Source organism: Acinetobacter sp. UBA1297 (genome assembly GCF_002307755.1).
Taxonomy (GTDB): domain Bacteria; phylum Pseudomonadota; class Gammaproteobacteria; order Pseudomonadales; family Moraxellaceae; genus Acinetobacter; species Acinetobacter radioresistens.
Genome location: NZ_DBUF01000017.1, coordinates 83,172 through 95,998, shown reverse-complemented (window position 1 = coordinate 95,998; position 12,827 = coordinate 83,172). Strand labels below are relative to the sequence as shown.

Sequence of the window (12,827 nt, the reverse complement as noted above, 5' to 3'; positions counted from 1 at the left end):
CTTTTTTAATATTCAATAATTGGCGTTCCATGAAGTACGTGCATAATCATGGAATGGGCAATACTGCCTTTGAACGGAATTTCTGGTAACTCATCAAATTTGAAAAAACGGGCATCACTGATTTCTTCTTCCTGAAGCTTGATGTCACCCGACTCATATTCAGCATGAAAAGCCAGCATCAGATTGCTGGGAAATGGCCAAGGCTGGCTGGCCAGATACCGGATGTTCTTCAGGTGCAGGCCTACCTCTTCTAATGTTTCACGACGTACTGCATCTTCTAGCGTTTCACCTACCTCGACAAAACCAGCAATCAATCCGTACATTTTGCCTTTATTGCGTACAGACTGCGCCAGCAGAATTTCATCTTCGCCGCGAGTAATAATTGTAATCACGCAAGGTTGTACACGTGGATATTGCCGATAACGGCAAGTAGGGCAGATCATGGCGTATTCGAGAGGATGGACCTCTGTTTCATGTCCACAGTGGCTACAAAATTTATGATTACGACGCCATTCTAATAGCTGCACAGCACGGCTAGCCTGTTCAAACTGGCTACGGCTCCACAAACTGATCAATTGCCGGATCGGAACCAGATGCAGGCCTTCAGGGATAGCATCTATATCAAGAAGATCACGGGCGATGATCTGATCGCCCGGAATAAAATCAAGATCATCTTCCAGCTTCTCGACCTCAGGAAGCTGGAAGTTTTCATCAACTAACAACTGTTGTTCATGAAAGATGTAAGCAAGTGATAGTTCAGACATTTAGGCAGCGGCAACAAGTTTTTGACTACTTGCTAATGCTACATTAAACATCGAGCCTAAAACAGGCTGTTTGTTTTTTAAATTTTCAATCAGCATATCGGCGCTCGCCAGAATATTGAGCAGATCTTCAATATGATGGGCTTCAATAACCAGCGCATGTTTGTTTGAATGTTCCAGAAACCGCGCCCCTTCAAGTAAAGCCTGTTGACATTTTTCCATTCCCAAGAATAAAACGGCACCAGAAATTTCCTTAAACTGGTTACATACCCCTTCAATGTTTAAGGTGTTCGGGTCTTGCAGATAAAGGGTAAGGCTCTGGCTGGCCAAATCGATGAGTGATTTGGTCTCTGTTAAAAGCATTTCATGAGCTTCATCAAGCCGGTCCAGAGAGATACTCATGTTATTTACACGAATTTGCAGGCGGCTGGAGGTGTGATGGCGTTCCAGTATTCCAATAGAGTTCATTGCCGATAAAATACTGTTCATGAGCTGTTGGGCATAGTTTTCATCTGTCAGAACGTTCGGCTGACTTAAAGCCCGGGCCTGCTGCGTTAACTCTATATAAGCTTCATTCAGGTTCAGCAGTTTGAAAATATTGGCCAGCATCAGCAGGTTCTGCTGAATATCCTGACTTTTTTCTGGCGACATATTCTGATAATTGTATTCAATATCATGACGAATCTGGGCCATCTGGGTGGTGATCAGATCAGTAATTGCATGAATGGTTTCATAGTCCGGTCCGAACAGATGACGGCTCAGTACCTGAAGCTGAGTATCAGTCAAGATTTCATCACCAATATTGAGCTGTTCACGGACATGTTGCGACAGTGTATCTTCTTGACTAATACACAGTACCAGTATGTCAGCCAGATCTTCAATTGATGGGCTAAAGCTGTCTGGTTGTGTTAAAAACTTATCAATACTGGTTTCAATACGGATTAAGGTGCGCAGGCGCGGTTCATTTAAAATCAGTTCTTCTATCTGGTTAAAGGCCATATACACCAGATTCCAGTACTGTTGACTAGGCTGGTTATTGGCTAGAAATGCCAGATATGCTCCTACCAGTTTAATGCCTTGTAAATCGAGCTCGGTTTCCTGCTGTTTTAATATTCTGTTCAAACACATTTTATAAAGCTGGTGTACATAGCTGGATTGTTCCAGATGTGGCGCAGCAGGCAGTTTAAACTCAGGTGACATAAAGTCGAGCAGTGGAACCAGTGGCTGACCTTCACGGGTTAGAGGCTTATCCAGTGCTTTTTCAAGTTGATTCAATGTATCCAGTAGAAATTGGGGAACTTTGACTTCACGCAGGCAAATAAACTCAACATAGCGTTTGAGCATGGTTGTACCCTCACTGAGCGCTACCACCTGGTCATGATCAATATGTTGTGGATCGCTCATAATCTTGCGCATCAGTTCTGCAGAGTAAGCTGCAATCTGGGCCAGATGTGGTATATCAATCAGTGCAAGTACATGTGCGCATTGCTGAAACTGCGCTAGGGTATCCTCAATACCAAAAGGTAAACTCTGGTCCTCTGCCAAGGTGCTTACAGCGGATTCAACCAGTTTTATAGAGTTGTCGATTTCATTTTTTATTATCAGTAATGCAGTTGGATCAAAATGAATCGAGGTTTGGTAAGACATATGATCTGCACCTTTCCTAGTGTTATATCTGTTCATGTAAGGACGGGTATAAATAACTGCCTTACTTCTAGAGATTAATATAACTTAACTAGAAAAGGTTTATATACAAAAAATAACACTTTATGTGGTTTTTTTTATCGGGCAAATAAACAGGGTTCGCCATTCTTCTCCTGGTAGTGTTGGACCCACTCTTCATGAGCCGCAAGCTCTTCGGGTGAAGGCACAATTATGGGCAAATCAACATTGATTACTTGTCGTGAAGCCTGTGACTGACTTATTTCGCTTTGAGACAGGGCATCCATATCAAAGGATACTTGTCCACCTGTCATGGCCAGATATACATCGGACAAGATCTCGGCATCGAGCAAAGCACCGTGAAAAGTACGGTCTCGTGCTGGAATTTCATAACGGCGAACCAGAGCATCCAGCGAGTTCTTCTGTCCGGGATGCTTGCTTTTAGCTAGTGCCAGGGTATCAGTTACTTCACACACTTCAGATAATGCAGGGAATCCTGCGCGTTTGAACTCCATATCAAGGAAGTTCATATCGAAGCTGGCATTATGGGCAATAATCTCGGCACCTTTTAAATAATTAAAAAGAACCTCTGCAATTTCCGCATAACGTGGCTTATCCTGCAAGAATTCATCAGTAATACCGTGAATGTCTACTGAGTCACCCACCGGTTTTTCCGGATTGATATAAATATGGATTGAGCTGCCGGTAAGTTTACGATTTACCATTTCAATGGCACCGACTTCAATAATCCGGTCTCCATCCTGGAAATAAAAACCAGTAGTCTCCGTATCAAGAATCAGCTGGCGCGGACCATGTAGCTCCAAGGTCGCTTCAGTAGTGACTACATATGGATGGCTTGACTCAGCCGTCTCTATTTCAGTAGCTAATTCATCATCCATTAATTCAACCTGATCTGGCAATAACAGAGTCGACTCTTCTATATGCTCCGGTTCTGATTCAAGTAAATCGAAGCCTAACGGATCATCCAGTAACCAGTCGCTTTCAGACTTTTTTTCTGATGTATGCTCACTATTGAGCTGTGCCTGAACCGGGGTACTGATGCCTTGCATGATTTGATCTGCACCTAAATTTGCCAGCTGGTCTGCCATTTCATTGCCTGCATGGCCAGCATGTCCCTTAATCCAATTCCATTCGATTTCGCGTCCTTGGCAGGTTGCATCCAGTTTTTGCCATAAGTCAGGATTTTTGACGTCTTTCCAGTTTTTCTTTTTCCAGCCTTGAATCCATTCGGTAATACCCTTTTTGACATAGTTAGAGTCTGTCCAAATGACAAGCTTGGCATCTTTTGGGCAGAATGAAATGCCTTCAATTGCAGCAGTCAATTCCATACGGTTATTGGTAGTAAGGGGTTCACCGCCACAGATTTTATGTTCTTCCTGCTCGGTAATGATATATGCACCCCATCCACCTAAGCCGGGATTACCGCGGCAAGCACCATCTATATAGAGTGTGATTGTTTGAGACATAAATCAGAAACCTGTCAAAAAAATACAAGGGGAAAATACATACCTGAGACTTCTATTGTATACACAAAAACTGGAAGACGACCTACTGTTAAAGGGAAATTTTAATTTCTTGTAACATTTCAGGTGGAATCGCGCTAAATTATTGCCTTGTGTCATTGGCAGTCATCACTACAATGGCTTATTTAAAAAATAAACTTTGTGCGAGTTGTTTGGAATTTTTTATGTATAAACCAACCACAGCAGTGTGGCAGCCTTCTGCGTCAATCTTGTTTAAAATTACTCTACTTGGCTCTGCTATTGCAGCACTCGGGATGACGACAGGCTGTTCATCAACTCCCGCGAATTCAAAAACAATAAAATCAAACCAGGTTGGGTCCGGTCTTTTAGATGCCAGCAGTCTGGATTCACTTGAAGATCTGCTTTCTGCGACTGATATGCGCGCTGTTGAAGGCGATCGTCTGCTGATTCTCAAGCACGGTGATGTGTGGAAGCGGATGACTGTAGGCTTCAAGATGGATTTAAATCACTGGGACTCACGTATTGAGGCACAGCGTAGCTGGTTTATTTCACGTCAGCCTTATCTTGACCGTCTAAGTGCACGTGCCAGCCGCTATTTGTACCATACCGTAAAAGAAGCCGAACGTCGTGGTCTGCCAACTGAACTGGCCCTGTTACCAGTCATTGAAAGCTCCTATGATCCGGCAGCGACCAGTAGTGCAGCAGCAGCAGGTTTATGGCAGTTTATTCCAAGCACCGGTAAAATTTATGGTCTGAAGCAGACTTCACTATATGATGGCCGTCGAGATGTGGTTGAATCGACTCGTGCAGCCTATGAGTTCTTGGGCAGCCTGTATAATCAGTTCGGTTCCTGGGAATTGGCACTAGCTGCCTATAATGCCGGGCCGGGTCGCATCCAGCAGGCCATTAACCGTAACCGTGCTGCAGGCTTACCTACTGATTACTGGTCGCTTAAACTGCCACAGGAAACCATGAATTATGTTCCACGTTTCTTGGCAGTAGCACAGATTATTAAAAACCCGTCAGCATATGGGGTATCTTTACCGCCAATTGCTAACCGTCCACACTTCCGCGAAGTTAATTTAAATGGCGGAGTCGGGTTAAATCAGGTTTCTTCTATTACTGGCCTAAGCCGTGCCGAACTTTATGCCTTGAATCCAGGTCATCGCGGTGAATATGTAGATCCGGCCAGCCCGATGCGTATTCTGATTCCAGCTGATCTTAGTCCGGCAATTGATACAAAGCTGCGCAGCCTGAATTCAGGTTCAGGAGGGCTATGGGCAAGCAACCAGCCGCCAGTAGCTTCTAAGCCTGCATCATCGGTAAGTGTCCAGACCAGGGTAACTCCAGCTGCTTCTGCAACAGTTCCTTCATCTTCATCAAGCTCTGCACCTGTGTTGGCAAGTAATAGCAGTAAAACAACTACAGCTAAAGTCTCAACACCTAAAGGTTCGGATGCTCTGGCTTCATTTGCAGCAAAAGCAGATATACCAAGTGCTCCGCGTATACCTGTTGCAGTGACACCAGCGGCAAATATTACACCGGTACGTGTAGAGCCACCAATTTCACAAACTGAACGTGACCAGATTCTGGCTCTGGTTAAGGCTGAAGGTGAGAAAAAGTCAGTTGAAGAGGTACTCCAGCCTCAAGCCAGCCAGGCTGAAAAAGATGAAGTAGTTGCTGAGCTAAAAGCCTTGGCTCCGCAAGGTACAGAAATTGTAGATCCATATGATGGCAAGATTAAACTGACAGCTATCCAGACCAGTCTCTCAGTAGCCGAACAGCAGGGTAAAGAGGTTAAGCGTGGATTCTCTTATCCAAAAGCCGTGGCGGAAAATACCCTGGCAAATTCGGAAGAGTTAGAGCGCAACAAGGGCAAAGACTATATTAAGACTGACAGCGAAATTGTAGTTATACCACCAAAGGGCAAGCGCAGTACCTATACGGTTCAGCCAGGTGATACCCTAGCAGTAATCGCCATGAAAAATGGGGTGAGCTGGCGTGATGTGGCGAAATGGAACCAGATTGACCCAAGTGCTACCTTATATGTAGGAACCTCTTTATACCTGTACGATGCCAATCCACAAAAAGTTGAAGAAAAAACTGTAAAAGCCAGCAAGCCGGAAACTTACCTGGTCAAAGCCAATGATAGTCTGACCAGCGTTGCTGACCAGTTTGGTCTCTCATTGAAACAACTGGCCGACTGGAATAATCTCTCTGTAACTAGTGGTCTGTTTGTAGGACAGAAACTTCAGTTGAAAGATAATCCGAATGCAGCTGTGGCAAAACCCGTTAAGGTGGCTGACACCAGAGTAACCGCAGAACAGCGGATCAAGACCAAGAGTTACACTGTTAAACGTGGCGAATATCTGAAAATGATTGCTGAACGTTATGCATTATCTAATCAGGAATTGGCAGATTTAACACCTGGCCTGACTTCAACCAGCAGCCTGCTGGTAGGTCAGAGAATCAATGTTCCTGTAGAGGAGACCAGTGTTTCTGCTAAAGTCGAAACTAAAGAAGATAAGAAAACAACTTTGAATGACAATATCAAAGTCAGTACGAATTATAAGACTGAAAGTTATAAGGTACAGCGTGGCGATACTCTCACCAGTATTGCAGCACAATCTAAAGTGTCTGTAAGCGAGCTGGCACAGCTTAATAATATCAATACCGGTAGTGGAGTCCGTATTGGCCAGACTTTAAAAGTTCCGGCTGGGGCAAGCATGCCGGATGAATATATTGTTCAGCCGGGCGATACTCTTACATCAGTTGCCGGAAAATATCATTTACAGGTTAATTTTCTGGCAGGCCTAAATGGACTTAACCGTAATTCAGGCTTGCGTGTCGGCCAGAAAATCAAGCTTGATGGAGAACTGCCAGTATCACCTGCACCTGTAGAGAAAGAAACAGTAACTGCAAAGAATAGTAAAAATAATTCTTCTGGCAGTCAGCGTGATACTGAGCGTTATACCGTAAAAAATGGAGAGTCTCTGAATACCATTGCCAGCCGTGTCGGTATTTCGGTTAAAGAGCTGGCAGAGTTAAATAATCTGGAGTCACGTGCTGGTCTTTTACGTGGTCAGAACTTGCTGATTCCAAAAACAGTAACTTCATATACGGTAAAACGTGGGGATACATTAATTGGTCTGGCAAACAAATATGGTATGAATACGAGTGAACTGGCAGAAATGAATGATATTCAGCCAAGTACGCAGCTTCGTATCGGTGAAGTGATTAAAGTACCAAATCTATAATAAAAAAACCTGAACAGGATCTGGTATGCACTGGAGTTTTGCAAAAGCTAAGCAGCTGGGGTTTGCGGCTGGATTAAGTGTATGTGCTCAAGGCGGGTTTGCTGCATTGCAAACCACGCCTTATATCGCGCTTCACACCCAGCCCAAGTATAGCGGCCTGAATGCCATGCCATATGCTAATCCGGCAGCTCCTAAAGGTGGATTATTAAGTACAGCCAGTAATGGTACTTTTGATAACTTAAATAGCATGAATGGTAAAGGCAGCTCGGTAGATGGGATTAATTTTCTGTTTGATTCCCTGATGAGCAGTTCTCTGGATGAGCCGGGAGTGCTTTATCCGCTATTGGCAGAAAAAGCCAGCTATGATCCAGAACATACCAAGTTTGTTATTTTCTATCTGAATCCTAAAGCACGTTTTAGTAATGGTCTCCCTGTCACAGCTGAAGATGTGAAGTTCAGCTTTGACGCTTATCAGACCAAATCCAATCCGGGGTTGCAGATGTATCTGGCGGATCTAGAAAAAACTGAAGTTCTATCTAGATATCAGGTCAAATTTACTTTCAGGTCAGATAACAACGCAGAGATGCCACTAATTTTGGGAACATTACCCATCTATTCCAGGCAGGACTGGAAAAACCGGGATTTTACTCGAATTACTATGCAGCCTATTGTTGGTTCAGGCCCCTATCTGATTGACCGGATTGATGCAGGGCGTAGCGTTACCTATAAACGAAATCCGCATTACTGGGGGCAGAATTTACCTGTAAATAAGGGACGTTATAATTTTGACCGGTTAAAATATGTTTATTACCGAAACCTGGATATTGCTTTTGAGGGTTTTAAGTCAGGGCAATATACTTTGCATGAAGAGATGACAGCGCGTAAATGGGTGACAGAATATAATTTTCCGGCAGTAAAAGCTGGGATAGTCAAGACCTATCGCTTTCGGCATCAGAATCCGGTGGCAACCCAGAGTTTTGTGTTTAACACACGTCGTAGCCCCTTTAATGATATTCAGTTCCGCCGCGCTTTAACTGATGCGTATGACTATGAATGGCTGAATAAGGCCCTGTTTTATGGTCAGTATCAGCGGTTACAGAGTTATTTTGCCAATAGTGAACTTGAAGCAAAAGGACCACCCGGCCCTAAAGAAATGCAGATCCTTCAGCCGCTATTGCCCAAATTGCATACTGTAATGCGTCAAGGTGTACTCAAGAACTGGAAGTATCCGGTTTCAGATGCCAGCGGATTTAATCGTAACAATCTACTGATTGCACGTCAGATTTTAATTAAGGCCGGTTATCGAATTCATGAGGGTAAGCTATATGATTCCAAAGGACAGCCGGTTGAAATCGAATTCCTCATTCATCAGGACGGTTTACAGCGTACCTTAATGCCTTTTGTACGTAATCTGAAAAAACTCGGTATTGTAGTGACGCTACGTCAGGTAGATGTCCCTCAGTATCTTGAAAGGATGCGCCGTTATGATTTTGACATGACGACCAGCGTAATGCCGCAGTCACTGACGCCTGGTAATGAACAGGCACAGTTATGGGGAAGTGCTGCAGCTGATCAGGCAGGAAATTATAATTATGCCGGTATCAAGAACCCGGTTATTGATCAAGTAATTAATAGTGTCATCCGGGCACCAGACCGTGAACAGCTGGTTATTCGTACTCGCGTATTAGACCGTCTGCTGCGTGCGGGCTACTATCAGATTCCAACTTATGGCAAAGGGGAAAACTGGCTGGCATACTGGAATATGTATCATCAGCCAAAACAGAAACCAAAACTTTCTGTAGGTTTAGACTACTGGTGGATTGATAGCAAGCAGGCTCAGCAGGTGAGCAGTTATTTGCGCAGGCAATAACCTTATAACAATTGAAGTCACAGGGAATGGCGTCTTTATGGGCACATATATATTAAAAAGACTTCTGTTAATTATTCCAACTCTATTCTTGATTCTGCTGATTAACTTTATGGTGATCCAGCTAGCGCCAGGAGGGCCGGTAGAGCAGGCTATCCAGCAAGCCCAGAATTTCCAGGGAGTGGGAAACACTAGCCATGCTGAAACAGCTGGCCATTCATCTGAATATCAGGGTGCACGGGGCCTTAGTGATGAAATAGTGGAAAAAATCAAAGCACAATACGGTTTTGACAAATCGGCACCTGAACGTTTCTGGATTATGCTCAAGGGATATCTCACTCTGGACTTCGGCATCAGTTTTTTTAAAGATAAGCCCGTTACCCAGCTGCTCTGGGAGAAAATGCCGGTTACAGTTTCTCTGGGGTTATGGAGTACTTTACTGATTTATCTGGTGTCTATTCCATTGGGGATTAAAAAGGCCAGACAGCACGGCACGCTATTTGATAAGTCTACTTCATTACTTCTGGCGGTTGGTTATGCTGTACCGACCTTTGTATTTGGTGTTTTACTGATTGTATTTTTCGCTGGCGGCAGTTATTTTCAGTGGTTTCCGCTGCAGGGGCTAGTCTCGGAAAATTTTCAGGAGCTCAGCCTGCTTGGAAAAATCAAAGATTATTTCTGGCACATGGCCTTGCCTTTATTCACCATGATTCTGGGCGGGTTTGCTGGACTAACCTACTTGACAAAGTACTCTTTTATGGAAGAGTTGAGCAAGCAGTATGTATTAGCTGCACGTGCCAAGGGATTAAGTGAAAACCGGGTCCTATACGGCCATGTATTTCGTAATGCAATGCTGATAGTGATTGCCGGTTTACCTGAGGCCCTGATAGGGATTTTCTTTGTAGGCAACCTGTTTATCGAGATAATTTTTAATCTGGATGGGCTGGGATTGATGGGTTTTGAAGCCATAGTACAGCGTGATTATCCAGTTATTTTTGGCACATTATTTTTATTTACTCTGCTGGGTTTGATCTTGCGTCTCATCAGTGATGTGCTGTATCAGATTATCGATCCACGCATCAATTTTGATTCACGGGGGGCAAAATAATGTCTCCATTAATGCGGGCACGCCTTCAACGTTTTACCCATAACCGTCTTGGTATGGGCTGCCTGATTATTTTTATTCTGATTTTTATTTGTTCTCTTGCGGCAGAGTTTATCGCCAATGATAAACCGCTACTGGTGAAATATGAAAACTCTTATTATGTGCCTGTACTAAAGGAATATCCGGAAACAGCTTTTGGCGGAGTTTTTGAAACGGAAGCTGACTATAAAGATCCGGTGGTACAGCAGCTTATCAACGCCAAAGGCTGGGCAATCTGGCCCTTAATTGAATTTTCTTATCAGACGCCAAATCTTGAACTGGCTGTTCCTGTGCCATCGCCACCAACAGCACAAAACTGGTTAGGTACTGATGATCAGGGAAGAGATGTACTGGCACGTGTTTTATATGGTTTGCGTATTTCTTTACTGTTCGGATTTGCCCTGACATTTTTTGCTGCCTTAATTGGCATCGTGATAGGTGCAGTACAAGGCTACTACGGTGGGTGGATTGATCTGCTCGGGCAGCGTGTACTTGAGGTATGGGGTGGCCTGCCCATGCTGTTTATGGTCATGATTCTGGTCAGTATGTTTACTCCAAATGTTTATTGGCTATTTCTGATTATGTTACTGTTTGGCTGGCCAGCCCTGGTTGGTCTGGTTCGGGCAGAGTTTTTGCGTGCAAGAAATTTCGATTATGTGCGCGCTGCACGTGCGTTGGGGGTAAAAGATCATGCCATTATCTTCCGGCATATTCTTCCCAATGCCATGAGTTCCAGTCTGTCCCAGCTCCCTTTTATGCTTACGGCCAATATTACTGCCCTGACTGCACTGGATTTCCTGGGCTATGGTTTACCACCTGATGCTGCATCATTAGGGGAAATTCTGCTGCAAGGGAAAAACAATCTTAATGCGCCTTGGCTGGCTTTATCTGGTTTCTTCAGTCTGGCACTGGTTCTTTCATTATTGATCTATATTGGGGAGGCAACCCGCGATGCATTTGACCCAAGACGCCAGTGACCAGTCAGCTGCGCTAAAGCTACAGGTTGAACAGCTTAATATTCAAAATGGGCAGGGCGAAGTTCTGGTAGAAAATTTAAATTTCCATCTATATGCCGGACAGACCTTAGCTATTGTCGGAGAGAGTGGTTCGGGAAAATCTATCAGCAGCCTGGCTTTGCTTGGACTGTTACCTGCTAATCTTAAGGTTCAGGGGAGTGCTATTTTAGATAGTCAGAATCTTTTAAATCTGTCTGAAATAGCAAAACGCCAGATTCGTGGCCATAAAATTGCCATGATTTTTCAAGAACCCATGACTGCACTCAACCCGCTGCATCGGGTAGAAAAAATTATTGGAGAAAGTCTGTATTTACAAGGCTGGTCTAAAGATCAGGTTCGGCAGAGAGTGGTAGAATTACTCCATGATGTCGGAATAACTCATCCGGAAGACAAACTGCAACGTTATCCACATGAGCTTTCCGGCGGCCAGCGACAACGGGTAATGATTGCGATGGCGTTAGCTTTAGATCCTGATATCCTTATCGCTGATGAACCTACTACCGCTCTGGATGTAACTTTACAGGCACAAATTCTCAAACTGCTACAAAGCCTGCAATATCGCCGAAATATGGCCATGATTCTAATTAGTCACGATCTTAATATAGTTAAGCGCTGTGCCCAGCAGGTGGTTGTGATGAATCAAGGCAGAGTTGAAGAACAGGGGAGTGCCGAACAAATTTTTAAACAGCCTAAGGCTGAATATACCCGGCATTTATTGGCACATGATTTTGGTCAGGCATTGCCATCCTCCGCAGGCTCCGAACTATTGAGACTGGAACAGGTCAGTGTATGTTTTCCTATTCGCCAAGGGTTGCTTAACCGTGTAAAAGATTATTTTGTGGCAGTTGAGCCTTTAAATCTGGTCTTAAGACAAGGTGACTCCATTGGAATTGTTGGGGAAAGTGGCTCTGGTAAAACTTCTCTGGCTTTAGCGATTGCCCGGTTGATAGAGAGTAAAGGCCAAATCTTTTTAATGGAGCAGGACCTTAACCTGCTTTCCGAGAAAAAATTAAGGTTATTACGCACTGACTTCCAAATTGTATTTCAGGATCCGTTCAGTAGCCTGAATCCTCGTATGACGGTCGAGCAAATCATTGGTGAAGGGCTGAATTTAAAACATCATATGCCGCTCGCTGTAACTGAGCAGATTGACCAGATTCTACAGACGGTAGAGTTGCCTGTACATTTTAAACAGCGCTATCCACATGAACTTTCTGGCGGACAGCGGCAACGTGTAGCACTGGCACGGGCTTTGATTCTTAAGCCCAAGCTTATTATTTTAGATGAGCCTACTTCTGCATTGGACCGTACCACCCAGCGGGCAATTGTGCAGTTATTACGAAATCTGCAACAGGAATATCAGTTAAGCTATCTGTTTATCAGTCATGATTTACAGGTAGTCCGTGCCTTATGTCAGCAGGTGATGGTGCTACGGCATGCGCAACTGGTCGAATTTCAGGATACTGAACAGCTATTTTCAAATCCTCAGTCCGAGTATACCCGGCAATTGATAGCTGCAAGTCAATATTAAAAACCGTCATCAGGAACTTTTTTTGTGACTCCTGCGGCATGCATTGTAATAGAGTAAACCTTGACTAGACAGGCGTTTAAACTA

8 protein-coding genes are annotated in these 12,827 nt (G+C 44.1%); 5 read left to right on the top strand and 3 right to left on the bottom strand.

Annotated elements, in window-relative coordinates; all coding sequences use genetic code 11:
• Positions 1-5: 5 nt before the first annotated feature.
• From nudC to dnaQ, 3 genes are all read right to left on the bottom strand, one after another.
• Positions 6-764, bottom strand: a complete 759-nt coding sequence (nudC, locus tag B3R63_RS08095) for an NAD(+) diphosphatase (RefSeq protein ID WP_005019164.1) — start codon at positions 762-764, stop codon at positions 6-8.
• Positions 765-2,408, bottom strand: a complete 1,644-nt coding sequence (locus tag B3R63_RS08090; protein ID WP_286729655.1) for a chemotaxis protein — start codon at positions 2,406-2,408, stop codon at positions 765-767.
• A gap of 134 nt (positions 2,409-2,542) precedes the next feature.
• On the bottom strand, positions 2,543-3,910 hold the full coding sequence (gene dnaQ / locus B3R63_RS08085) for a DNA polymerase III subunit epsilon (RefSeq protein WP_286729654.1): 1,368 nt from the start codon (positions 3,908-3,910) through the stop codon (positions 2,543-2,545).
• Between the two features lie 221 nt (positions 3,911-4,131).
• Between dnaQ and B3R63_RS08080 the strand changes: the two genes are divergently transcribed.
• The 5 genes from B3R63_RS08080 to B3R63_RS08060 are packed head-to-tail and all read left to right on the top strand — an operon-like array spanning position 4,132 to position 12,743.
• Positions 4,132-7,185: a lytic transglycosylase gene (locus B3R63_RS08080; protein WP_286729652.1), complete on the top strand. Its 3,054-nt coding sequence runs from the start codon at positions 4,132-4,134 to the stop codon at positions 7,183-7,185.
• Between the two features lie 25 nt (positions 7,186-7,210).
• Positions 7,211-9,055 (top strand): extracellular solute-binding protein, encoded by a 1,845-nt coding sequence (locus B3R63_RS08075; protein WP_286729650.1) that lies wholly within the window; start codon positions 7,211-7,213, stop codon positions 9,053-9,055.
• Between the two features lie 37 nt (positions 9,056-9,092).
• Positions 9,093-10,160 (top strand): microcin C ABC transporter permease YejB, encoded by a 1,068-nt coding sequence (locus tag B3R63_RS08070; protein WP_286729647.1) that lies wholly within the window; start codon positions 9,093-9,095, stop codon positions 10,158-10,160.
• Entirely contained in the window at positions 10,160-11,173 is a 1,014-nt protein-coding gene (locus B3R63_RS08065) for an ABC transporter permease (protein ID WP_005019174.1), read from the top strand. Before B3R63_RS08070 ends, B3R63_RS08065 begins: the two co-directional genes overlap by 1 nt.
• Positions 11,148-12,743 (top strand): ABC transporter ATP-binding protein, encoded by a 1,596-nt coding sequence (locus B3R63_RS08060; RefSeq protein ID WP_286729643.1) that lies wholly within the window; start codon positions 11,148-11,150, stop codon positions 12,741-12,743. Before B3R63_RS08065 ends, B3R63_RS08060 begins: the two co-directional genes overlap by 26 nt.
• The last annotated feature ends 84 nt before the right edge of the window (positions 12,744-12,827 follow it).